The organism is Streptomyces sp. NPDC093795 (assembly GCF_044764665.1).
Taxonomy (GTDB): Bacteria; Actinomycetota; Actinomycetes; order Streptomycetales; family Streptomycetaceae; genus Streptomyces.
The window spans coordinates 351,803-375,221 of record NZ_JBIWIO010000008.1; the positions used below are offsets into that span (position 1 = coordinate 351,803).

General features: G+C 71.9%; 23 protein-coding genes. 6 read left to right on the forward strand and 17 right to left on the reverse strand.

Annotated features, from left to right (window positions below):
• Positions 1-14 precede the first annotated feature (14 nt).
• From ACIRB7_RS23075 to ACIRB7_RS23145, 15 genes are all read right to left on the reverse strand, one after another.
• On the reverse strand, positions 15-4,592 hold the full coding sequence (locus ACIRB7_RS23075) for a CHAT domain-containing protein (RefSeq protein ID WP_403601703.1): 4,578 nt from the start codon (positions 4,590-4,592) through the stop codon (positions 15-17).
• Positions 4,593-4,689: 97 nt separating this feature from the next.
• Positions 4,690-5,430 (reverse strand): sirohydrochlorin chelatase, encoded by a 741-nt coding sequence (locus ACIRB7_RS23080; protein WP_403601706.1) that lies wholly within the window; start codon positions 5,428-5,430, stop codon positions 4,690-4,692.
• A 7-nt stretch (positions 5,431-5,437) separates the two neighbouring features.
• Positions 5,438-6,340 carry an ABC transporter permease gene (locus ACIRB7_RS23085; protein WP_403601709.1) on the reverse strand — a complete coding sequence of 301 codons (903 nt, stop codon included), beginning with the start codon at positions 6,338-6,340 and terminating at the stop codon, positions 5,438-5,440.
• Entirely contained in the window at positions 6,327-7,121 is a 795-nt protein-coding gene (locus ACIRB7_RS23090) for an ABC transporter ATP-binding protein (RefSeq protein ID WP_403601711.1), read from the reverse strand. The genes ACIRB7_RS23085 and ACIRB7_RS23090 overlap by 14 nt, the downstream gene beginning before the upstream one ends.
• Positions 7,122-7,154: 33 nt before the next feature.
• Positions 7,155-8,264, reverse strand: coding sequence for an ABC transporter substrate-binding protein (locus ACIRB7_RS23095; protein WP_403601713.1), 1,110 nt, complete (start codon positions 8,262-8,264; stop codon positions 7,155-7,157).
• Between the two features lie 203 nt (positions 8,265-8,467).
• Positions 8,468-9,808, reverse strand: a complete 1,341-nt coding sequence (locus tag ACIRB7_RS23100) for a sulfate adenylyltransferase subunit 1 (protein ID WP_403601716.1) — start codon at positions 9,806-9,808, stop codon at positions 8,468-8,470.
• A 2-nt stretch (positions 9,809-9,810) separates the two neighbouring features.
• The gene (gene cysD, locus ACIRB7_RS23105) at positions 9,811-10,746 is read right to left on the reverse strand and encodes a sulfate adenylyltransferase subunit CysD (RefSeq protein WP_403601718.1); all 936 of its coding nucleotides are present in this window, start codon (positions 10,744-10,746) and stop codon (positions 9,811-9,813) included.
• On the reverse strand, positions 10,743-11,351 hold the full coding sequence (cysC, locus tag ACIRB7_RS23110; RefSeq protein ID WP_403601721.1) for an adenylyl-sulfate kinase: 609 nt from the start codon (positions 11,349-11,351) through the stop codon (positions 10,743-10,745). Before cysC ends, cysD begins: the two co-directional genes overlap by 4 nt.
• Positions 11,348-12,055, reverse strand: coding sequence for a phosphoadenylyl-sulfate reductase (locus ACIRB7_RS23115; RefSeq protein ID WP_403601724.1), 708 nt, complete (start codon positions 12,053-12,055; stop codon positions 11,348-11,350). Before ACIRB7_RS23115 ends, cysC begins: the two co-directional genes overlap by 4 nt.
• Entirely contained in the window at positions 12,052-12,231 is a 180-nt protein-coding gene (locus tag ACIRB7_RS23120) for a hypothetical protein (RefSeq protein WP_403601726.1), read from the reverse strand. The genes ACIRB7_RS23115 and ACIRB7_RS23120 overlap by 4 nt, the downstream gene beginning before the upstream one ends.
• Positions 12,228-13,925, reverse strand: a complete 1,698-nt coding sequence (locus ACIRB7_RS23125; RefSeq protein ID WP_403601728.1) for a nitrite/sulfite reductase — start codon at positions 13,923-13,925, stop codon at positions 12,228-12,230. Before ACIRB7_RS23125 ends, ACIRB7_RS23120 begins: the two co-directional genes overlap by 4 nt.
• Positions 13,926-14,060: 135 nt before the next feature.
• Positions 14,061-14,144, reverse strand: coding sequence for a putative leader peptide (locus ACIRB7_RS23130; protein ID WP_310591794.1), 84 nt, complete (start codon positions 14,142-14,144; stop codon positions 14,061-14,063).
• Positions 14,145-14,287: 143 nt separating this feature from the next.
• Complete coding sequence (locus ACIRB7_RS23135; protein ID WP_403601731.1) at positions 14,288-14,857, reverse strand: GNAT family N-acetyltransferase; 570 nt, start codon at positions 14,855-14,857, stop codon at positions 14,288-14,290.
• A gap of 131 nt (positions 14,858-14,988) precedes the next feature.
• Entirely contained in the window at positions 14,989-16,281 is a 1,293-nt protein-coding gene (locus ACIRB7_RS23140; RefSeq protein WP_403601733.1) for a GAF domain-containing protein, read from the reverse strand.
• Between the two features lie 379 nt (positions 16,282-16,660).
• Positions 16,661-18,298, reverse strand: a complete 1,638-nt coding sequence (locus ACIRB7_RS23145) for an acyl-CoA dehydrogenase family protein (RefSeq protein ID WP_403601734.1) — start codon at positions 18,296-18,298, stop codon at positions 16,661-16,663.
• A gap of 17 nt (positions 18,299-18,315) precedes the next feature.
• Between ACIRB7_RS23145 and ACIRB7_RS23150 the strand changes: the two genes are divergently transcribed.
• Together ACIRB7_RS23150 and ACIRB7_RS23155 are read left to right on the forward strand one after the other, a co-directional pair.
• Entirely contained in the window at positions 18,316-19,440 is a 1,125-nt protein-coding gene (locus ACIRB7_RS23150) for a YihY/virulence factor BrkB family protein (protein ID WP_403601737.1), read from the forward strand.
• A 27-nt stretch (positions 19,441-19,467) separates the two neighbouring features.
• Entirely contained in the window at positions 19,468-20,214 is a 747-nt protein-coding gene (locus ACIRB7_RS23155) for a DUF6597 domain-containing transcriptional factor (RefSeq protein WP_403601740.1), read from the forward strand.
• Here the strand turns inward: ACIRB7_RS23155 and ACIRB7_RS23160 are convergent.
• The gene (locus ACIRB7_RS23160) at positions 20,142-20,564 is read right to left on the reverse strand and encodes a VOC family protein (RefSeq protein WP_403601742.1); all 423 of its coding nucleotides are present in this window, start codon (positions 20,562-20,564) and stop codon (positions 20,142-20,144) included. The genes ACIRB7_RS23155 and ACIRB7_RS23160 overlap by 73 nt on opposite strands.
• Positions 20,565-20,665: 101 nt before the next feature.
• Positions 20,666-21,121, reverse strand: a complete 456-nt coding sequence (locus tag ACIRB7_RS23165; RefSeq protein WP_403601745.1) for an SHOCT domain-containing protein — start codon at positions 21,119-21,121, stop codon at positions 20,666-20,668.
• A gap of 242 nt (positions 21,122-21,363) precedes the next feature.
• On the opposite strand from ACIRB7_RS23165, the gene ACIRB7_RS23170 reads away from it, so the two are divergent.
• From ACIRB7_RS23170 to ACIRB7_RS23185, 4 genes are all read left to right on the forward strand, one after another.
• Positions 21,364-22,083, forward strand: a complete 720-nt coding sequence (locus ACIRB7_RS23170) for a trehalase-like domain-containing protein (protein ID WP_403601747.1) — start codon at positions 21,364-21,366, stop codon at positions 22,081-22,083.
• 20 nt (positions 22,084-22,103) lie between these two features.
• Positions 22,104-22,481 carry an amphi-Trp domain-containing protein gene (locus ACIRB7_RS23175; RefSeq protein WP_403601750.1) on the forward strand — a complete coding sequence of 126 codons (378 nt, stop codon included), beginning with the start codon at positions 22,104-22,106 and terminating at the stop codon, positions 22,479-22,481.
• A 131-nt stretch (positions 22,482-22,612) separates the two neighbouring features.
• A complete protein-coding gene (locus tag ACIRB7_RS23180) occupies positions 22,613-23,065 on the forward strand; it encodes a DUF6325 family protein (RefSeq protein ID WP_403601753.1) in 453 nt (150 codons plus the stop codon).
• 29 nt (positions 23,066-23,094) lie between these two features.
• Complete coding sequence (locus tag ACIRB7_RS23185; RefSeq protein ID WP_403601756.1) at positions 23,095-23,370, forward strand: SHOCT domain-containing protein; 276 nt, start codon at positions 23,095-23,097, stop codon at positions 23,368-23,370.
• Positions 23,371-23,419 lie beyond the last annotated feature (49 nt).

The window sequence follows — 23,419 nt, forward strand, 5'->3', positions numbered from 1 at the left end:
GACTGCTCCATCCGCTAGAGGATCTCGGGGGGTGTGGCGGTCCTGCCGCCGGTGTCCCGGTCCGCCCGCCACTCCCCGAGCAGGCAGAACGCGGCCCAGCGGTCGAGACGGTCCCCGCCGGGCCGGTCGCGGGAGGCGAGAACCGCCGCACGCAGCGCGTGCGCCGGAGTCGCGCCCGCCAGGGTCAGGTCGTGGAACGACCCCATGATGTCGGCGGTCGAACGGTCCGGAACCCGCCACAGGCTCATGACGAGGGACCGCACTCCGGAGAAGAGGAGGGACCGGCTCAGCCCCAGCACCTCGTCGGACCGGTCGGCACCTCCGAGGCCGGTCTCGCATGCCGAGAGAACGGCCAGCCGCACGCCGTGCCAGTCCTCCCGCAGGATGTCCCGTCCGGTGAGCGGACCGTCCGCGAGCGCCAGACCCGAGGACAGCGGGTCGTCCGCCCTGAAGGTCGCGTGGCAGGCGGCGTGGAGGATCTCGGCACCGCGCATCGCGTCGAGCACCCGCCGCCGTGTCGCGTCGGCGCCCAGGAGCGGCTCGGTGCCCAGGCGCGCGGCGAGCAGGCGCGCCTCCTCACGCGCGTACGGCAGGTCGCCCCCGGGATCACCGAGCACCACGGCTCCCCGCCCGATCCGCGACTCGCGGTGGGTGAGGGTGCGCAGCAGCGAGACGCTCGGCAGGTACGCGACCGGGTTCCGCTCGATCAGCGACGCCGGTCCGTCGGGACACAGCGCGTGGAAGGGGACGTTGTGCAGGGGGCCGGTCGGGCAGATCACCACGGTGTCCTCCGGCCGGGTCAGGGCCGCCAGCGGGGCGACGAGCGGTGAGAGCACCTGCTGGAAGAGGCCGGGCATGTCGATGGCCATCTCCCTGACCTGCCCGGCACTTCCGAGGTTGTCCTCCACGAATCGCGCCAGGCGCGCACCGTCCGCGTCGATCGGTGTGACGGTGAGTCCGGAGGGCGCGTCGAGCGCGAAGAGCACGATCCGGCCGTCGTCGAGCCGGGCGTACGAGGCCACAACGACCTGCTCCCCGCGCAGTTGAGCGAGGGCCGAACCGGCCGTGACGGCCGCCGCGGAGCGCACCTCGGCGTACTCCGCGCCCGACACGTGGAGCGCCGCCATCTCCGACCAGAGGGCGTGCAGCTCCCGTTGCACGGTCTGGAGCCTCGCCCAGTTCGTGCGCGGTGCCTGTTCCAGCGCCGTGCGTTCGCGCAGAAGCGCGGACTCGCGGCCGATCAGATCGGCCGGAACGCCGTCCGGCGGTCTGAGGTCCGCGGTGCCCAGCGTCTCGAGGAGCGTACGGGAACGCAGCCGTTCCGTGGCGGTGAAGGCGGCTTTGAACCGGTCGACGTCCCCGGACGCGGCGGCGCTGTCCAGGCGGTACTGGACGAGCAGCTCGTACACCTCGGCGCGTGCCTCCTGGAGGCGCCGCCGCAGGGCGGGATCGGGCTGAGCGGACCGTACGAGATCGGAGAGTTCGACGCCCAGCTCGAGGACGCGGATCGCGGTCTCCGGCTCGTCGGCCGCCCAGGCGGCCCGGGCCATGGGCGCGACGACCTGCCAGGCCCGCTCGGCGTTCTCGATGCGTACCGGCGCGCCGGGACCGCGGCGCGGGCGCCACACCAGGGGAGAGTCGCTGTCCGCGGCCACCCCGGACAGCTGGAGCACGTGCTCGTACGCCTCCAGGGGGTCTCCGAGCTCGGGGCGGGTGCCGAGGATCTCGGCGGTGAGCACCCAGTCGGACGCGAGCCGGTCCGCGTTCCCCGAGTTGTGCCGGCGGGCCAGGGCCGCGTGTCTCAGCGCCGTGCGCTGCGGCCCGAGGATGCGCAGGGCCTGCGCGCGGGTGTGGTGGACCAGGGCGAGCGCGTGCTCGACGGGACTCTGCCCCGCCTCGCGCACGGCGAGCGGCAGCGCGGTGTCGAGCAGGCGGAAGCACGCGTCCGGTTCCCCGTCCACGAGCGCGACGAGGGCCTGCGCGCACAGCGTCGCGATCCGGGTGTGGTCGGAGGGCGGTGCTTCCTCGCGCCACCGGTCCGCGAGCAGGTCGTACCGCTCGGCGGCCTCGGCGTCCCCGCAGCGCTCGGCCGCCGCGGCGAGCTTCGCGTACAGGTCGGCGCGGGGGTTCTCCCGATGGACGAAGGGGCCCACGAGGCCGGTCAGCGGCCTGCCGATCAGCTCGCGCTCCTCCCGGTCCCGCTCCAGCCAGGCCTCGGCGTCTCTCAGCACGGCGAGCGCTTCGGCGTAGCGCCCGAAGTCGGTGAGGAACTCCGCCTTCATTCCCAGGCCGTGGGAGACGAGCAGGGCGCGACCGGGGAATTCAGGGGTGTCCTGTGACCACTGGGACGGCAGGTCGGTCGCGAGCTGTACCTGGCGTTCCGCCATGAGCAGCGCGCGCCCTGTCTCCCCGGCCTTCGCGTTCCACTGCCAGGAGAGCGTCCTGAGGGTGAGGAACGCGGAATCGAGGCGATCGGGCAGCCATCGGTCCTGCCACCGTGCGAACGCGTCGTCGTCCGTCAGCGCGTCGAGGAGCTCCGCCGTCCAGGGCTCGCGCTCGCGGAGTGTGACTTCGATCAGCGCGGGCATGCGGTGGCGCACACCGGCGGCAGACAGCGCGTCGTACTCCTCCTCCACCACGGCGGAGCCCGGCCCGTCGGTCCGGCCGGCACCGTCGGTCCGGCCGGGCGCCTGAGGCGCAGCCGGACGCCGTAACCTGCGCCAGGCGCGCCGCGCCCGCGACATCTTCGGCGGAGCCGCTGCCGGTTCCTCCGGGGAAGCGGGCTCCGTGCCGTCCCGGCGGGGGTCGTCCGCCCCGCCGTCGGACTCCGTCGCCGGGGGGAGGGACGCGAGTGCCTGCCGGGCGCCCCCGTACCCGGGGTCGAGCGCGAGGGCCCGCTCGTAGCAGGCGCGGACCTCCGCGGTGTCGGCGGACGTCTTCCGTAGCGCGTCACCGAGGAAACGCCAGGCCATCGGGGTCTCCTCGACGGCGAGCGACTCCTCGAAATAGGCACGGGCCACCGCGAACCGGTCCTGGACGAAATACACGTCGCCGAGGAACAGGAGGGCCTGCACATGATCGGGACAAAGCCGCAGAGCGCCGTCGTAACACGTGACTGCCCGGTCGAACTCGCGTTGGGCGAAGTGGGCTTCGGCACGGCGGAAGAGCTCGTCCGCCTCGGACGGCGGCGCTTCGGGTGAGCGCGCCCCCGGTGGGATGCCGAGGAGGTCCGCCACCTGCGCCGCGGTGTCGGGCGCTTCGGCGGCGAGCGTGCGGAACAGCTCCTCCCCGTCGGGGCCGCCGACGATCATCGCCGCGGCGATGTGGGCCTGGATCTCTCCTGGCGCCAGGGCCGCGGCGGCCGACGGATCGATGGTCAGCGTGCCGTCGGCGTAGTGGGCGGCGAGGGGAGCGGACCGTGGAGCATGCGAGAGCTCCGCGCGCGCGGCGCTCGGGAGCAGCGCGGCGGTCTCCTCCGCCACGGTGAGACGGGCCAGATGATCGGCCCACCGGGGCGCGTCGGGGGAACCCGCTTCCGCGAGGAGGACGGCCAGATGGTGGGTGAGGCGCTCCTCGCCGGGCACGGGCGGCTCCGACACGAGCGTACGGAGAACGGCCGCGCCCTCCTCGGGAGCACCCACCTGCCGGTACGTCTCCGCCAGCCGGAGGGCGAGGTCCATGTCGTCGGGGCGCGCGGCGTTCCAAGGCTTCAGAACCGCCAGCAGGGCCTGCGGCCGACCGCTGTTCTGGTAGAAGAGCGCCAGCACGTCCTGGAACAGGGTCGTGCCGTGGTGGGCGGCGAACGCCGCGTCGAGCAGCCGCGCCCGTGCGGCAGCGGTCTCCGGAGTGTCGGCGTCCGCGATCATCCGCCGTGCGGTCACCCATCTCAACTCGGCTGCCTCGTCGGGATCGTGGTCCCGCAGCCACTCCGCCAACAGCGCCGCGGCCTCCGGGTCTCCGAGCCCCCAGGCACGCGCCGCCGTCTCACGGGCGGACAGGCGGACGTCCAGGGAGCGGAGCACGGCTTCCCTCGGTTCCCCCGAGCCCCGACCGGTGAGCGTCGTCAGCTCCGTCGCCACCGCGGATCGCAAGGCGGCCGCGTCCGGGCCGTCGGAGGCGGCCACGAGCCGGCCGATCGTCGCGAGGGTCCGGGCGAGGGGGGCCTCCCCCGCCGACAGCGCGTGGAGCGCGTGGGCGAACTGCCGCAGCGCCTCCTCGTCCTCGCCGTGCCGCAGGGCAGCGGCTCCCCGCAGCACGTGGGACTCGCGCCGCAGCTCTTCCGACAGGACGCTGTCGTCGGTGACCAGTCGGACGCCGAGCGAGGCCATGGCCAGGACGTCCCCGAGAGCGGCGGCCGCCGGATCGTCCCGCCACGACGTCCCCGCCCCCTCCGCCATCTGGACCAGGTCGCTCAGCAGGTACGCCAACGCGTCGCCGGGAAGGGTGGCGATCACGGGCTGCACCACCTTGGCCGACTGGGAGCCCAGCTGCAGGATGCGGTCGGTGGCGGCCCGAGGGCCGTCCGGAGCACGCGCGGTGGAGAGCTCCTCGCGCTCGGCCGCCCACAGCCGGATCACCGCGCAACCGAACACGCCGCACCCCCTTGCGTCATGTCTGACCCGCGTGCCGCGGTGGGCACATCCGTAAGGGAGAACGCAGGAACGCCCGGCGCGGTTCCGCCGGAGGGCGTCAGCCGGCGACGGCCACGCGGGCGTCCGTCCGAGCCGCCTCGTCGTAACGCTCCACGAGCAGTGCCGCCAGTTCGGGGGACGGGCCGAGGACGTCCGCCAGGGTGTCCGCGTCGGCCGCGCCCGCCGCGATTCGATCCGGGAGGCGGCCCGGTGCGATCACGTACGGGGCGACCGCCACCCGGCGTACGCCGTCGGCGCGCAGGGCGCGGACCGCGTCCTCGGTCCTCGGTAGAGATGCGGAGGCGAACGCGGGCCGCACGGAGCACCAACCGGTGCGCCGCAGCTCCCGCGCCGTTTCTGCGATCGCCGCGATCGCCTCCGGGTCGGTGGAGCCCGCCGAGGCCAGGACGACCCCGGTCGTGCTCTTGTCGGCGGGGGTGAGCCCCGCCTCGTGCAGACGCCGTTCCAGCGCCGCGATCAGCAGCGGCGAGGGGCCGAGGACCTCCGCCTGCCGGATGCGCAGGGACGGCGGCGCCTGGCGCAGTACGGCGGGGATGTCGGCCTTCGCGTGGAAGGCCCGGGTCAGCAGCAGCGGCAGCGCCACCACGTCCCGTACCCCCTCGGCGGCGAGCCGGTCGAGCACCCCCGTCACCGAGGGCAGGTTGAAGTCCAGGAACGCCGTCTCCACCCGCAGCCCCGGCCGCAGCGCACCGGCCCGGCGCACGAGCGCCTGGACGGTCGCCGCGTGCCGCGGGTCGCGGCTGCCGTGGGCGATGACGAGGAGGACAGGGCGGTTCATGGAGGGCTCAGCCCTTCGTGAGCAGGCCGCGGCGGCGCAGCACCGCACGCTCCAGCGGGCTGAAGATCAGCAGGTCGATGGCGATGCCGACGACCAGGATCAGGATGATCGCCAGGAAGATGCCGGCCATGTCGATGTTGTTGCGGCCGTTCTCCAGGAGCTGGCCGAGGCCGAGGCCCAGGTCGGGGGAGGACGCGATGATCTCCGCGGCCATCAGTGAACGCCACGAGAACGCCCAGCCCTGCTTCAGCCCCGCGAGATAGCCCGGCAGCGCGGCCGGCATGACGATGAACCAGGCGCCCTTGAGACCGTTCGCGCCCAGCGTCTGCCCGGCCCGCAGGAAGAGCGGCGGGACCTGGTCGACACCGGCGACCAGGCCGTTGGCGATCGACGGGACGGCGCCGAGCAGGATCACCGCGTACATCATGCTGTCGTTCAGGCCGAGCCACAGGACGGCGGGCGCCACCCAGGCCACCGACGGCAGCGACTGGAGCCCGGCGAGGATCGGGCCGATCGCCGCGCGCACGAACTTCACCCGGGAGACGAGGAGGCCGAGCGGGGTGCCGATGGCGAGGGCCAGGAGGAAGCCGAACAGGGCCCGGGACATGCTGGTCCACAGGACGTCGAGGAGCGTGCCCTCCAGCCACATCGTGGTCAGGCTGTCCCACACCGCGGACGGGGCGGGCAGCTTGTACTCGTCGGTGACCTCGAACGTGACGAGCAGCTGCCACACCACGAGGACGAGCGCGACGGCGACGACCGGCGGCAGCACCTTCTTGAGCAGCACCTCACGGACCGGGGTCCGCCGGATCTGCACGCTGTCGAGGGCGTCCAGACCGGCCTCCAGGCCGGCGAGGTCGTCGGCCTTCTGCGCCTTGTGCGCCTTCGGGCTCGTTTCAGTGCTGGCCATGACGGCGGATCTCCCCACGCAGGTGCTCGGTGATCTCGAGGGACAGCTCCGCGACGTCGGAGTCCTCGATGCGGCGCGGCTGAGGGATGTCGATCGTCCACTCGTGCGCGATCCGGCCCGGCCGGGACGAGAGGAGGACGACACGCTCGGCAAGGCGTACGGCCTCGCGCACGTTGTGGGTGACGAAGAGCACCGACAGCTTCGTCTCCCGCCAGATCCGGGTCAGCTCGTCGTGCAGCACGTCCCGGGTGATGGCGTCGAGCGCCGCGAACGGCTCGTCCATCAGGAGGAGGTCGCTGTCCTGGGCGAGCGCCCGGGCCAGCGCGACCCGCTGACGCATGCCGCCGGACAGTTCGTGGACCCGCTTGCCGTACGAGCCGCCGAGCCGGACCAGGTCGAGCAGCCGCTCGGCCTCGGGCCGCCGCTCGGCCTTGGGCACCCCGCGCAGCCGCAGGGCCAGTTCGATGTTCTTGCCCGCGGTGAGCCACGGGAACAGGGCGTGCTCCTGGAACATCAGGGCCGGCCGGCCGCCGGGGGTCTCGATGGACCCCGCGGACGGCCGGTCGAGCCCGGCGACCAGGTTGAGCAGCGTGGACTTGCCGCAGCCCGAGGCGCCCAGGAGGGTGACGAACTCGCCCGGGGCGACATCGAGCGAGATGTCGTCGAGGACGAGCTGCCCGCCGGCGGGTCCGCCGAAGGACTTGGAGACATGCTCGATACGGGCGGCATGGGTCACCGCCGCACGGTCCTCGGCCTTGGCGAGCGTCGCGGTCGTGGCCATGGTCGTCACCTCCTGGGAATCAGCTGCGGACTGTTACTTCGCGCCGAGACCGGCGTCGGAGACCTCGGGCTTGCCCGCGGTCTTCAGGACCTTGTTGAGCGGCTTCAGGTCGTAGATGCCGGACAGCTCGGGCTTCTCCAGGAGGCCCGCCTTCACCGCGTGCTCGGCCTGCGCCTGGAGCGTGGTGGCCAGCGGGTCGTCGGTGAACCGGATGGACGGCCACGCGGCGTCGATCACCTTCGCGCCCAGCGCCTTGCCGGAGAGGTTCTCCAGCTTGGCGTTGGCGGAGGCCTTCGCCTTGTCCGGGTTGGCGTTGATCCACTCGTTGGTCTTCACCGTGCCGCGCAGGAACGCCTCGACGACGTCCGGGTGTTCCTTCAGGAACTTCTGCGACACGATGATGTTCGTGATGACGAACTTCTTGTCGGGCCACAGGTCGGACTCGTCGAGCAGCACCTTCGCCCCGTCGCTGACCAGCTTCGACGCGGTCGGCTCGGGCACCCAGGCACCGTCGACGGCGCCGGAGAGGTAGGCGTTCGGGGTGACCTTGTTGTCCGTGCGGACCACGGAGACGTCGCCCTTGCCGCTCTGGGCGTCGACCTTCCAGCCCTTCTCGGAGATCCAGTTGAGGAAGGCCACGTCCTGCGTGTTGCCGAGCTGAGGGGTGGCGATCCGCTTGCCCTTGAGGTCGTCCAGGGTCTTGATCTTCGCCGGGTTCACGACGAGCTTCACGCCGCCGGAGGCGGAGCCGCCGATGATCCGCAGGTTGGAGCCCTTGGTCTTGACGTAGCCGTTGATGGCCGGCGAGGGGCCGATGAAGCCGATGTCGATCGAGTCGGCGTTGAGCGCCTCGATCTCGGAAGGACCGGCGTTGAAGGTGGTGGGCACGAGCGTCGTGCCACCCAGCTCCTTCTGGAGGATGCCCTCCTGGTCGCCCACGAGGGCGGTGGCGTGCGTGAGGTTGGGGAAGTACCCGAGCCGAACGGTGTCGGCGGAGAGCTTCTTGCCCTCGGCCGCCACCTTCTTCTCGTCGTTCTTGGCCTCGGAGCCGTAGCCGCAGGAGGCGAGCGCGCCGATCAGCAGCGGCAGAGCGGCGGCGGCGGCGAGGCCGCGGCGCAGGGTGGTACGGGTGGTGGCAGGCACGGGAGGTGTTCCCCTCGATTCAGCGTTTTCGAAGTCTGCGTCTATGTCGTTCGGGGTGGAGCGGGTGGAGCGGGGTCGCGCCGTGCATGCGGCGCGTCGAGGTCAGCACGCACATCGCGCCACACCTCCCCGGCCCGCGCCGAGGGCGCCGGAGCCCACCCGGCCGCCCTCCTTCGCGAAGGTGGCGTACACGTTCTGCATCATCAGAAGTCCCACCCTTCCTCGTCCTCGACGACCGCGACGGCCTTGGTGGTGGCGAAGGACTCGCCCGCCATGCCGGCCGCGAGCGTGGTGCCGTCCGCCGGGTCGATCAGCAGGAACGACCCGGTACGGCGCGAGTCCGCGTACGCGTCGAGCGCGAGCGGCTCTGCGGTGCGCACCACGACCCGGCCGATGTCGTTGGCGACCAGCTGACCCGGGTTCGGGTGCTGCGAGAGGTCGTCCAGGGTCAGCCGCGAGGGGATCTCCTTGACGATCGCCTTGACCGTGCGGGTGGTGTGCTTGAGCAGCACCCGCTGGCCGACGGCGAGCGACTGGTCCGCCACGTGGCAGACGGTCGCCTCGATGTCCTGCGTGGTCGCCGGGGCGTCACCGCTCGGGGCGAGCAGGTCGCCGCGCGAGATGTCGATGTCGTCGGCGAGCCGGATCGTGACCGACTGCGGGGCCCAGGCGATGTCCACGGACTCGCCGAGCGCGTCGATCCCGGTGATCGTCGAGGTCTTCCCCGACGGCAGGACGGTGATCTCCTCGCCGACCCGGAACGCGCCGGCCGCGATCTGACCCGCGTAACCCCGGTAGTCGGGGTGCTCGGCGGTCTGCGGGCGGATCACGTACTGCACGGGGAACCGTGCGTGACAGGCCGTCAGGTCATGGCTGACGGGGACGGTCTCCAGGTGCTCGAGGACCGTCGGGCCGCCGTACCAGTCCATGTTCGCGGACGGCTCCACGACGTTGTCGCCGGCCAGCGCCGAGATCGGGATCGCGGTGATCTCCGGGACGCCGAGCTCGGAGGCGTACGTCGTGAACTCCGCGGCGATCGCGGCGAAGACGGGCTCCTGGTAGTCGACGAGGTCCATCTTGTTCACGGCCAGGACCACGTGCGGGACGCGGAGCAGCGCGGCGACGGCGGCGTGCCGGCGGGTCTGCTCGACGACGCCGTTACGGGCGTCGACCAGGACCACGGCCAGCTCGGCGGTGGAGGCGCCGGTCACCATGTTCCGGGTGTACTGCACGTGCCCCGGGGTGTCGGCGAGGATGAAGCGGCGGCGGGGCGTCGCGAAGTAGCGGTAGGCCACGTCGATGGTGATGCCCTGCTCGCGCTCGGCCCGCAGACCGTCGGTGAGCAGCGCCAGGTCGGGCGCCTCCTGACCGCGCTTGAGGGACGCCGCCTCGACGGCCTCCAGCTGGTCGGTGAGGACCGACTTGGAGTCGTGCAGGAGGCGGCCCACCAGGGTGGACTTCCCGTCGTCGACGGACCCGGCGGTGGCGAAGCGCAGCAGGGTGGTGGCCGCCACGTCGGCGAACTGCTCGGTGGTGCTCGTCATGGCTAGAAGTACCCTTCGCGCTTGCGGTCTTCCATCGCGGCCTCGGACATCTTGTCGTCGGCGCGGGTGGCGCCCCGCTCGGTGAGCCGGGAGGCGGCGATCTCGGCGATGACGGCGTCCAGCGTGGTGGCGTCGGAGTCGACGGCGCCGGTGCAGGACATGTCGCCGACGGTGCGGTAGCGGATCAGCCGCGTCTCGGTCGTCTCGGACTCCTTCGGACCGCCCCACTCGCCGGCCGTCAGCCACATGCCGCTGCGGGCGAACACCTCGCGCTCGTGCGCGAAGTAGATGTCCGGGAGCTCGATCTTCTCGCGCTGGATGTACTGCCAGACGTCCAGCTCGGTCCAGTTGGACAGCGGGAACACGCGGACGTGCTCGCCGGGGGCGTGCCGGCCGTTGTAGAGCTGCCACAGCTCGGGGCGCTGGCGGCGCGGGTCCCACTGCGAGAACTCGTCGCGCAGCGAGAACACCCGCTCCTTGGCGCGGGCCTTCTCCTCGTCGCGGCGGCCGCCGCCGAAGACGGCGTCGAAGCGGTGCTGCTGGATCGCCTCCGTCAGCGGGACGGTCTGCAGCGGGTTACGGGTGCCGTCGGGGCGCTCGCGCAGCTTGCCCGCGTCGATGTACTCCTGCACGGAGGCGACGTGCAGCCGCAGCCCGTGCTGGGCGACGACCCGGTCGCGGTACTCCAGGACCTCGGGGAAGTTGTGCCCGGTGTCGACGTGCAACAGCGTGAAGGGGACCGGCGCGGGGGCGAAGGCCTTCAGCGCCAGGTGCAGCATGACGATGGAGTCCTTGCCGCCGGAGAAGAGAATCACCGGCCGCTCGAACTCGCCCGCCACCTCGCGGAAGATGTGGACGGCCTCGGACTCGAGGGAGTCCAGGTGCGACAGCGCGAACGGGCTGCCGGTCGCGTCGTGGACATGAGCGACAGTGGTCACAGCACACCCCTCTCGGTGAGCAGCGCGTGGAGCTGCGCCGCGGACTCCTGCACGGTCTGGTTCTGCGACTCGATCCGCAGATCGGGCGTTTCGGGTGCCTCGTACGGGTCGTCGACGCCGGTGAGGCCGCTGATCTCGCCCGCGGCCTGCTTGGCGTAGAGGCCCTTCACGTCGCGGACGGAGCAGACCTCGACGGGGGTCGCCACGTGCACCTCGACGAAGGCGGTGCCCTCGGCGGCGTGACGCTTGCGGACCGCCTCGCGGCTGTCGGCGTACGGGGCGATGACGGGCACCAGGACCTGCACGCCCTGCGAGGCGAGGAGTTCGGCGACGAAGCCGATCCGCTGCACGTTGGTGTGCCGGTCCTCGCGGCTGAAGCCGAGGCCCGCGGAGAGGAACTCGCGGATCTCGTCGCCGTCGAGCACCTCGACGCGGTGGCCCTCGCCGCGGAGCCGGCCTGCCAGCTCGTACGCGATGGTGGTCTTGCCGGCGCTGGGCAGGCCGGTGAGCCAGATGGTGGCGCCGGTCACGTGATTCTCCTGGGTTTCCTGTGAGTCCTGTGTGCCCTGGTCCTGAGCGTCCTGAGCGTCCTGAGTGGCCGTCATCCGTGCAGCCCGCATTCGGTCTTGCCGCGTCCGGCCCAGCGGCCGGCCCTGGCGTCCTCGCCCTCCAGGACCCGGCGGGTGCAGGGGGCGCAGCCGACGGAGGCGTACCCGTCCATGAGGAGCGGGTTGGTGAGGACGCCGTGCTCCGCGACGTACGCGTCGACGTCGTCCTGCGTCCAGCGGGCGATGGGGGACACCTTGACCTTCCGCCGCTTCTCGTCCCAGCCGACCACCGGGGTGTTCGCCCGGGTCGGGGACTCGTCGCGGCGCAGGCCCGTCGCCCACGCGCTGTACCGGGTCAGGCCCTCTTCGAGGGGCTTGACCTTGCGCAGCGCGCAGCACAGGTCGGGGTCGCGGTCGTGCAGCTTCGGGCCGTACTCGGCGTCCTGCTCGGCCACGGTCTGACGCGGGGTCAGCGTGATGACGTTGACGTCCATGACGGCGTCCACGGCGTCGCGGGTGCCGATGGTCTCCTCGAAGTGGTAGCCGGTGTCGAGGAAGACGACGTCCACGCCGGGCCGGACCCGGGAGGCGAGGTGGGCGACGACCGCGTCCTCCATGGAGGAGGTGACGCAGAAGGTGTCGCCGAAGGTGTCGACCGCCCACCGGAGGATGTCCAGCGCCGAGGCGTCCTCCAGATCGCGGCCGGCCTGCTCGGCGAGTGCCTTGAGGTCGGCCGTGGTCGTGTCCTGAGCGGTCGTCATATGTCTTCCCTTCCAGGGGTGTTGCCCGAAGTTCCGGGGGCGAGCAGCCCCAGGAACTTCAACTGGAAGGCTCGGCTGCACGCTGCGCATTCCCAGGCGCCGTGACCCTGCTCGTTCGGACGCAGGTCCTCGTCGCCGCAGTAGGGGCAGTGGAACGGTGCGGCGCGCTCGCTCATGACAGTGCCTCTTCCGAGGCGCGGGCCGCCCAGGTCGCGAAGCGCTCGCCGGTCTCGCGCTCCGACTGGTAGCGCGTGAGGACCCGCTCGACGTAGTCCGGGAGCTCGGCCGCGGTGACCTTGAGGCCGCGGACCTTGCGGCCGAAGCCGGCCTCGAGGCCGAGGGCGCCGCCCAGGTGCACCTGGTAGCCCTCGACGCGGTTGCCGTCGTCGTCCAGGACCAGCTGGCCCTTGAGACCGATGTCCGCGACCTGGATACGGGCGCAGGCGTTCGGGCAGCCGTTGATGTTGATCGTCAGCGGCTCGTCGAACTCCGGGATCCGGCGCTCCAGTTCGTCGATGAGCGAGGCGCCGCGCGCCTTGGTCTCGACGATCGCGAGCTTGCAGAACTCGATGCCGGTGCAGGCCATCGTGCCGCGCCGGAACGGGGTCGGGTTCACCCGCAGGTCGAGCGCCTCGAGGGCGGCGACCGCCGAGTCGACCTGCGCCTCCTCGACGTCGAGCAGGATCATCTTCTGGTCCGCGGTGGTCCGCAGCCGGCCGGAGCCGTGCTGCTCGGCCAGGCCGGCGATCTTGGTCAGGGTGGCGCCGTCGACCCGGCCCACGCGCGGGGCGAAGCCGATGTAGAAGCGGCCGTCCGTCTGGCGGTGGACGCCCATGTGGTCGCGCCACTGGCCGGCGGGCTGCTCGGGGGCGGGCCCGTCCGTCAGCTTGCGCTTCAGGTACTCGTCCTCCAGGACCTGGCGGAACTTCTCCGGGCCCCAGTCGGCGACGAGGAACTTCAGCCGGGCGCGGTTGCGCAGCCGGCGGTAGCCGTAGTCGCGGAAGATCGAGATGACGCCCGTGTAGACGTCCGGGACCTCGTCGAGGGAGACCCAGGTGCCGAGCCGGACGCCGAGCTTGGGGTTGGTGGAGAGACCGCCGCCGACCCAGACGTCGAAGCCGGGGCCGTGCTCCGGGTGGTGCACGCCGACGAAGGCGATGTCGTTGATCTCGTGCGCCACGTCGAGCTGCGGCGAGCCGGAGACCGCGGACTTGAACTTGCGGGGCAGGTTGGAGAAGTCCTTGTTGCCGACGATCCGCCGGTAGATCTCGTCGATGGCGGGGGTGCCGTCGATGATCTCGTCGGCGGCGATGCCGGCCACGGGGGAGCCGAGGATGACACGCGGGGTGTCGCCGCAGGCCTCCGTGGTGGACAGGCCGACCGCCTCCAGGCGGTTCCAGATCTCGGGGACGTCCTCGATGCGGATCCAGTGGTACTGGACGTTCTGCCGGTCCGTGATGTCGGCCGTACCCCGGGCGAACTCCTCGGAGATCTCGCCGATCACCCGCAGCTGTTCGGTGGTCAGCCGGCCGCCGTCGATGCGGACGCGGAGCATGAAGTACTCGTCGTCCAGCTCCTCCGGCTCCAGGACGCCCGTCTTGGTGCCGTCCAGACCCTGCTTGCGCTGGGTGTAGAGGCCCCACCAGCGCATACGGCCGCGCAGGTCGTTGGGGTCGATGGAGTCGAATCCGCGCTTCGAGTAGACCGTCTCAATACGTGTCCGTACGTTGAGACCGTCGTCGTCCTTCTTGAACTGCTCATTGCCGTTCAGAGGGGTGAAGTGCCCCACGGCCCACTGACCCTCGCCACGGTGGCGCCCGGGCTTGCGGCGGGCGGCGGCGGGAGTGGGGTTTTCCGGGGTGGCGGCCATGGCGTCTTGTCCTTCGGGACTGCGAGAGGGCGGCTCTGACCTGCACACTGGCGCTCAGGTCGGAGGGTGGCGCGTCAGTGCGCAGCAGGGTGGGGCAGAGTCGGGCGGAGAGAGATCGCGGCGGTGCTGGTTCTCTCAGCGCGCCGGACAGATGGCGCTGGACATGCGGCCTAGGTCGACGTGCCGCCGACTCACCAAGGCAATTCCAGTTCCAGACATGACGGAAGCGTGTCACGGGACTTTGGACTCAGTCCAGCATCGTCCAGAATGCGGACATAGTCGTCTCGCTTGCCGAGATGGTGTGGTGTGGGTCACGCGAAAGGGGCCCTGATCAGGGCCCCTTCGCACCTCTTCGGCCGGTCTCAGCCGTGAGCGCCGGGCCACGGGCCGGGGGTCTCGCTCTCCTCGACCTCCTCCACCTTGGTGTCGAAGAGCCGGAAGCCGCGCCGCTCGTAGTTGGCCATCGCGTGCGGACCGTCCAGGGAGCAGGTGTGCAGCCACACGCGCTTCGTCGCCTCCCGCTCCGGCCAGCGCTCGGCCAGGTCCCAGGCGCGGGCCACCCCGTACGAGAGGAGGTGACCGCCGATCCGGCGCCCCCGGAAGGCCGGGATCAGACCGAAGTAGGCGATCTCCACCACACCGTCGTCCTGCGGGTCCAGCTCCACGTACCCGGCCGGTGTCCCCTTGTAGTACGCCACCCAGATCTCGGCGCCCGGCTTCTCCACGATCTCCTGCCACTGCTTGTAGGTCAGTGACAGCCGGTCGGCCCAGCGGATGTCACCGCCGACCGCCGTGTAGAGGAAGCGGCTGTACTCCGCCGAGGGCACCTCGGCGCGCCGGACCGTCACGTCGTCGCCCTCCGGCGGGGCGGCGGGGCGCAGGTCGGACGGGGAGGTCTGTTCGAGGGACCAGGTGGTGAGAGTGATGCTCATAGGGTCATCGCATCATGCGGAGCGCCGGATTCCCAGAGCGGTCCGCCCCCGGGGGCCGCCGGGGCCCGCCCCTCATGCGCCCGCCCCCCGGGGCCCGCCCCTCATGCGCCCGCCCCCCCGGGGCCCGCCTCTCATGCGCCCGCCCCCGCCCGCACCGCCGGCGCCAGCGAATGGGGCAGCAGGTCCGCCGGGCGCTCCGGGCGCAGGACCTCCACCGCGACCTCCTCGCGGAAGCGGTACGGGCGGTGCGCCAGGACCCCCGCCAGGTTCCGGCGTACCCGGGACATCTCCGCCCGTACCGTCACCGTGCGCGTACGGTCCCCGAACACGTCGTCCGCGAGCTCCGCCGCCGTCCGCCCGTCCCGGTGCACCGCCAGTACATAGAGGAGCTCCGCGTGCCGGGGGCTGAGCTCCTGCTGCCAGCTGCCCGCAGCCCCCGAGACGGACACCGTCCAGCGGCGCGGCCGGCTCAGATCGAGGACCACCCGGCTCGCCGCCTCCGCGCCCGGGTCCTGCGCCGCCGTCTCCTCCTCGACCCGCAGCAGCCAGCCGCCGGGCAGCGGCTCCACCGCGCACACGCCGAGCGAGGGCAGCCACAGCCGGCCGGACCGGAACGACTTCGGCAGCGGGATCCGGTCCACCGGCGCGAGCCCGGTCACCGCCGCCGTCCAGCCGTGCGGGTCCACCGCGACGGCCCGGCCGCCCACCCGGCACAGGATCGGCGCCGCCACCGCCCGCAGCCGCTCGACCGACCGCCGGTGCCGCTCCCGCATCTCGGCCTCGGCGAGCTGGGCCACCGAGTCGACCAGGGCCAGCATCGCCGGATGGAAGGTGGACGCCGGGCCGCTCACGTCCAGGATGCCGAGCAGCCGCCGGTCGCGGGGGTCGTGCACCGGCGCGGCGGCGCAGGTCCAGTTGTGGAGGGTGTGCACGTAGTGCTCGGCGGAGTGCACCTGCACCGCCCGGCCCATGGCGAGGGCCGTGCCGACGGCGTTGGTGCCGGTGGTGTGCTCGGTCCAGGCCGCGCCCTCCTCCAGACAGATCCCGTTCGCCTGCCGCATCACCGCCAGGTTCCCCTGGCGCCACAGCACCCGGCCGTGCTCGTCGGTGACCACCATGATCTGGAGCGAGGTGTCGGCGATGCCCGCGAGTCCGCCGCTCAGCGTCTGCATCACCTCCGAGAGGAGCGTGGACCTGCGCCGCTCCTCCAGCTCGTCCCGCTGGAGCAGCACGCTGCTCGTGCCCTGGTCGGGGTCGAGCCCAAGCCGGGCCATCCGCTGCCAGGAGGCGTCGATCACCGGGCGGGGCGCTATCGGAGGCGTACGGCCGGCCAGGGTCTCCTCGCGCACCCGGTGGAGCAGCCGGCTGGCCTGGGCGGCGTCCATGGCGGCGAGGCGCTTCATGTCGAGCTGCGTGTTCTTCATCGGTCTCTCCCAGCCACCCGGGGTGCTGAATCGGTTCTGCACGGGGCAGATGTCCGGAGTGTCGGTCCCCATCGTGCCGTTCGTGACCGCCCGGCGAGGCCCGGTTCGGGTAATCCTGCAACCCTTTGCAACTCTGGCCGCCGGCCGGGCCCCTGGGCGAAGCTGATGCGAGCGGTGGGTGGTGCCGTGTCGGCGCAGCACCACCCCCGCTTTTCCGCGCGTATCGGCCTCTCGCGGGCCCACCCCTGGTACGCGCGGCACAGCTTCCGGCGGCAGGGCGGCTCGGCCACCCGCCCCCGTACCACCGGCGCCTCCGGAGCCCAGGCGGCCCGTACCACAGGCGCCTCCAGAGCCCCCGCGCCCGCGCTTCCGACGCCCCTCAGACCTCCACCCGCGCCCGCTCCACCACCGCCCGCAGGTCCAGGGTGTGCGGCAGCGTGCCGAAGGCCGAGCCGCCGTCCTCGCCCAGCCGCCCCGCGCAGAACGCGTCCGCGACCTCCGGGGGCGCCCAGCGCACGAGCAGCGCGCCCTGGAGCACCAGCGCGAGCCGTTCCGTGAGCCGACGCGCCCGCGCCTCGATCCCGTCCAGGTCCGCCAGTTCGACGAGAACGCCCCGGATCGCCCGGTCGAGCCGGTGGTCCGCTCCCCGCGCCGCCCCCACCTCCCGCAGGAACGCGTCGAGGGCGGCGGGCTCGGTCCGCAGCACCCGGACCACGTCGAGCGCCTGTACGTTCCCCGAGCCCTCCCACACCGAGTTGAGCGGCGACTCCCGCAGCAGCCGGGGCATCCCCGACTCCTCCACGTACCCGTTGCCGCCCAGGCACTCCAGCGCCTCCGCCACCATCGGCGTACACCGCTTCGTCACCCAGTACTTCGCCGCCGGAACCGCGATCCGCGACAGCGCCCGTTCCTCCGGGGTGTCGGCGTCGTAGGCCGCCGCGAGACGCATGCCCAGCACCGTCGCCGCCTCCGATTCGAGCGCCAGGTCGGCCAGTACGTTCCGCATCAGCGGCTTGTCGATCAGCAGCCCGCCGAACGCGCTGCGGTACGCGCAGTGGTGCACGGCCTGCGCCACCGCCTGCCGCATCAGCGCCGCCGAGCCGAGGACACAGTCGAGCCGGGTCGCCGCCACCATGCCCATGATCGAGCGCAGACCCCGCCCCTCCTCGCCGACCCGGCGCGCCCAGGTCGTCCCGTCGAACTCCACCTCGGCCGAGGCGTTCGAACGGTTGCCCAGCTTGTCCTTGAGCCGCTGGAGCGCGAAGGCGTTGCGCGAGCCGTCCGCGAGCACCCGCGGCACGAGGAAGCACGTCAGCCCCGCCGGGGCCTGCGCCAGGACCAGGAAGGCGTCCGACATCGGCGCCGAACAGAACCACTTGTGCCCCGTCAGGACGTACTCACCGTCGGCCGCCAGCGGGCGCGCCTCCGTCGTGTTCGCCCGGACGTCGCTGCCGCCCTGCTTCTCCGTCATGCCCATCCCGAGCAGCGCACCGGCCTTCTCCGCGACCGGAGTGAGCCCCCACTCGTACACGTGCGAGGTGGCGGCGGGCTCCCAGACCTCCGCGACCTCCGGCTCGGCGCGCAGCGCGGGCACCGCGGCGTGCGTCATCGACAGCGGGCAGCCGTGCCCGGCCTCCACCTGCGACACCACCAGGAACCCGGCGGCCCGCCGGACATGACCACCCGGACGGCCCCACGCGTCGGTGAGTCCGGCCCCCACCGACTTGCCGAGGAGCCGATGCCAGGCCGGATCGAACACGACCTCGTCGATCCGGTGGCCGTACCGGTCGTGGGTGAGCAGCCGCGGTGGGTTCTCGTTCGCCCGCTCACCCCACATCCGCATCTGCGCCGAACCGGCCGCCTTGCCCAGTACGCCGAGGTCGCCGCGGGCCTCGTCGAGGAGCTCAGGCGCGAGGTGCCGCTCGACCGCTTCCGCCAGCGCCCGATCGCTGCTGAAGACGTCATGTCCCACCAGGGGCGGAGCCTGGTTGGTCACGGTGTGGGTGGTCGCTGTCATGCCGATACGGTAAGCAGGTGCAGGCAGCAAGCGAAACACCCGACCGGCCCGAGCGGCGGCCCTGGAGCAGGCTCCACCGCGCGCGCGTCCTCTACCGCAACGTCTCGAAGCGGAAGATGGTCTGGCTGCTCCTCAAGGACACCGTCAACTCGTGCATCGAGTACCGGATCCTCGGCCTCGCCGCCGAGGCCGCGTTCTTCACCCTGCTGTCGCTGCCGCCACTGCTCCTCGGCCTGATCGCCCTCCTCGGCTACGCCGACGACTGGACCAACACGGACACCGTCGCGAGCATCCAGGAGAACATCCTCCGCGCCGCCGGAACGGTCCTGTCCGACCGGGGCGTCGAGGACATCGCCAAACCGATCCTGGACGACGTGACCCAGGGCAAACGGGCCGACCTGATCTCGCTCGGCTTCGCCATCGCCCTCTGGTCAGGCTCGCGCGCCGTGAACGTCTTCATCGACACCATCACCGTGATGTACGGGCTCGACGGCCACCGCGGCATCGTGAAGACCCGGCTCCTGGCCTTCCTGCTCTACCTGGTGGCGCTGGTCATCGGAGCCGTCGTGCTGCCGCTCGCGGTCGTCGGCCCCGACCGGGTCGTCGAACTCGTCCCCTTCGGCACCGAGGTCGTCGCCGTCCTGTACTGGCCGGCCGTCATCCTGCTCTCCATCGCCTTCCTCACCACGCTCTACCACGTGTCCGTGCCCGTCAGATCGCCGTGGATCGAGGACATCCCCGGCTCCCTCGTCGCGCTCGGGATGTGGGTCCTCGGCAGCTTCCTGCTGCGCATCTACCTCACCAGCCAGGTCGAGGGCCCCACGATCTACGGCTCCCTCGCGGCCCCCATCGCCGTCCTCCTCTGGATCGGCATCTCGGCCTTCGCCGTCCTCGTCGGCGCCGCCGTGAACGCCGCCATCGACCGCGTCTGGCCGTCCGTCGCCACGGCCGCGGCCCGCGAGGCCAACGAGCGGGCCCGCGCCTTCCAGGCGGCGGAACTCGTCGCCCGGGTCCGGGCCGAGGCGGAGGACGTCGACGAGGACGACCCCGACATGCCCTCCGAGTTCCCCGAACGCTGGTCCAGGTTCCTCCCCCCGGACGACGTCAAGGCCCGCCTCCACTCGGGCTGGGAGAAGGACTGACCGGTCGGCGGGGGTTATCTTCGGAAGGTGTACGAGGAGCGCCCCGCCCTGCTCGACGGAGCCGTCCTGTGGACCCGGACCGCCGCCCCCACCACGGAGGCCCCCCGGCCGGTCCTGCCCGACGGCTGCATGGACCTGATCTGGGCCGACGGACACCTCCTCGTCGCGGGACCCGACACACGCGCGTACGTACCGGCGGAGACCGCCGCACGGTACGCGGGAATCCGCTTCGCGCCCGGAGACGCGCCCGCCTTCTTCGGCGTACCGGCCCATGAACTCCGCGACCGGCGGCTCGCCCTCGGCGCATTGTGGGGCGAGGCGGAGGCGCGGAGGCTCGGGGAGCGGATCGCGGAGGCCCCCGACCCGGCGGCGGCCCTGGACGTGCTGGTACGACGCCGGGCCGCCTGCGCACCCCCGCCCGATCCGCTGCTCCGGGCCGTCGCCGCACGTCTCGCCGAGGGCCGGCCGGTCGCCGAGACGGCCGAGGCGGTCGGGCTCGGCGCCCGGCAGCTGCACCGGCGGTCCCTGGACGCCTTCGGCTACGGCCCCAAGACCCTGGCCCGTGTCCTCCGGCTCCAGCGCGCCCTCGCCCTGGTCCTGGCCGGTGTGCCGTACGCGCAGGCCGCCCTGCGCGCGGGCTGCGCCGACCAGGCCCATCTCGCCCGCGAGACCCGGGCGCTCGCCGGCACGACGCTCGGGGCCTACGTGGCGTCCGTGGCGGCGTCGGCGAACAGCGACACGCCGGAACCGTCCGGGTCCAGGACCACCGCGTAACGCTGTCCCCAGAAGGCGTCCCAGGGCTTCAGATGCCCCTCGTACCCGGCGGCGACCAGCTCCTCGTACACCGCGTCGACGGCCCCCGGCGAACCGCACCGGAAGGCGAGCTCGACCCGGTTCCCGCCTTCGGGCCGCCTCCATCCGGGGTCGAAGGAACGCACGACCTCCTCCGTGTCCCAGGCGATCCGCAGCCCCCCGGGCAGCGCCGCCTCCACGTGCGGGGCGGACTCTGCCCCCTCGGGTACGTCCAGACCGAGACGGCGGTAGAAGGCGAGCGAGGCGGCCATGTCCGAGACGACGAGACCGACGAGGTCGAGGCGGGGAGTGATGTCAGGTGCTGTGTCCATGACGCCACGGTAGGCAGGGTGCCTGGGGCCGGTCTTGTACGAATCGGACGGGCCCCGTCGGTCCACGTCGAGCGGTGTCGTCGCGCCGCCGGCGGGCGCGGTCAGCGCTCGGCGCCGGGGGGAGCGGTGGGCGTGGCGCCGGCGGCCGGCGAGGTGTCGGTCAGGATCTGCGCTTTCGCCTTGCGGAACTCCTCGTCCGTGATGTCTCCACGGGAGCGGAGTTCGGACAGCCGCGCCAGTTCGTCGACGCTGCTGGACCGGCCGTCGCCGGAGGCGGTCTTGCGGATGTAGGCGTCGAACTCGCTCTGCTGGGCTCGGGCCTGGGCGATCTCCCGACGGCCCATGTCCTTGCCGCGGACGATCACGTAGACGAGAACGCCGAGGAAGGGCAGCAGGACGACGAACGTCAGCCAGCCGGCCTTGGCCCAACCGCTCATGTCGTCGCGGAAGATGTCGGAGACGATCCGGAAGAGCAGCACGAACCACAGGATCCAGAGGAAGAACCAGAACATGGTCCAGAACATGCTGAGCAGCGGAAAGTCATAGGCCAGATACATGTCGTCTCCGTTCTCGCAAGCAGATGACGGGTCATGGCAGTTCCATGCTCTGCCGGTACGCCGTCCCGCGCGCGGCCGGCCTCCTCCGGCACTGGTCCGTAAATCCCCAGAGTGCGGCCGCGACCGCCGCGGCGCACGCTGGAAGCGAAGCGCGGCCGCCCCCCACGACAGGAGACGGAGGGCGCTCTGGTCACTCGCTCATAGCCGGGCCCACTGGCCGCTCGGAACGTGGGAGGTCGTGCATGAACGCCTATCCGCCCATCGCCGAACACGGAATGATCGGCGATCTGCAGACCGCCGCTCTGGTGTCCTCCGACGCGACGATCGACTGGTGGTGCGCGCCCCGCTTCGATTCCCCCAGCCTCTTCGCCTCCCTCCTGGACCACCGGCGCGGCGGCTGCTGCCGACTCGCCGCGGAGCTCCCCGACGGGCAGAAGGCAGCGGTCCGACAGCTCTACCTCCCGGACACGGCCATCCTGGTGACCCGCTTCATGGGACCCGGGGGAGTGGGCGAGGTCGCCGACCTCATGACCCCGCTGGACAGCACACGCATGAACAGGCACCGCCTCATCAGAGTGGTGCGCGTCGTGCGCGGCACCATGGACTTCCAGCTCCTGTGCAGCCCCCGCTTCGACTACGGGCGCGCTCCGCACACCCTGGAACGCCTCGACGACGCCTCCGTCGTGTTCCACGGACCCGGCGCGGCCGCGGTCGTGCTGACCAGCGACGTCGACGGCGAGGCCCCGCCCCCACCGCCGCCGACGGCCCACGGGATCGCCGCCGAGGTCGGAACAGCCGTCGCGGGCACCCTTCTCGTCGCCGGCCTCACCACTCAGGCCTACGGCGCCGCCATGATCACACTGGCGGTCCTCGGGCTGTCCGGCCTGGCCGCGGCGGCACTCCTGCCGCGGCTCCCGCCCTCCCGCGACCTCGCCCCCGATCCATCGACCGAGCATCAGTGAGAACGGAACCGGAGACAGACATGAAAGACCTCGAATTCGAGCAGAAGCGCTCCGTATCTCGCCTCGAAGCCGCCGAACAGCTCATGGCGCTCGCGACAGCCTTGAAAGACGGCGGACAGATCGAATGGGACGTGGGTCACGGCAAGCTGAGTCTGCGCGTTCCCGACGAACTCCACAGCGGGATCGAGGTCGAGATGGGGGAGGGGAAGATCGAGCTGGAGATCGAACTGGAGTGGCCGACCACGCGCCTTCGCTCGACGCCGTCGAAGAACCCGACGGAAAAGGACGACAAGGCGGGGCAGCGGGAGAACACCCCGCCGCCGGACCGCAAGCCGAAGCGCACCGCCGCCGGCACCCGCAAGACCACACCCACGAAACGCCCCACCTCGCGGACCTGAGCCGACCCGTACCAGGACCCTGATGCGGACACGTCCCCTCGGTGTTGGAATGGAAGGCGATGCGATTACCGATCCGGCACGACAGGGTCGTCACACATCGATGGTGGGAGACCACCTGACGAGGAGCCGCCATGAGCGTCGACGACATTTCCGAGATGGGGCCCGTCGATTACCTGGTGCTGGAATTCCCCGGCAACCGCACGACCGGGGAGGGAATGTCACGTCTTCTGGACCTGGTCGACCAGCGCATCATCCGCATCCTCGATCTGTCCTTCATCCGCAAGGACGCGGCCGGTTCCGTCAGCGGTCTGGAGATCGCCGATCTCGACGGCGACGGAGAGCTCGACCTCGCCGTCTTCGACGGCGCGTCCTCCGGTCTGCTCGACGAGAGCGACCTGCGGGAGGCCGCCGCCGCCCTCGAACCGGACAACTCGGCATGCGTCCTCGTGTACGAGAACCTCTGGGCCGCGCCTCTGGCAACGGCGCTGCGGCGCAGCGGCGCACGACTGGTCGCCGGCGGGAGGATCCCCGTACAGGACCTTCTGGCGACGCTGGAGGCACTCGAAACCGAATCCGCCGCCTAGGGCGCTTCCCGACGACAAGGACCCCTGCCATGCCCGGACTCCTGCGCGGCGTCGCCCGCACCGCGGTCATCTCCGGTACCGCCACCGCCGTGTCCAACCGTGTCTCACGCCGTCAGGCTGGGCGTTGGGCACAGCAGGAAGAACAACACACCACCCAGCAGGCCCCCAGTGCGCCGCCGCCTCCGGCCGCCGCGCCGATGGACGCCAAGATCTCCCAACTGCAGCAGCTCGGTCAGCTGAGGGACCAAGGAGTCCTCACCGGGGAGGAGTTCGAGGCGCAGAAGCGTCGCATCCTCGAATTCTGAACCGAACGGAGGGACACGCACCGCCGATCGTCGACGACGGGCAGGCCGC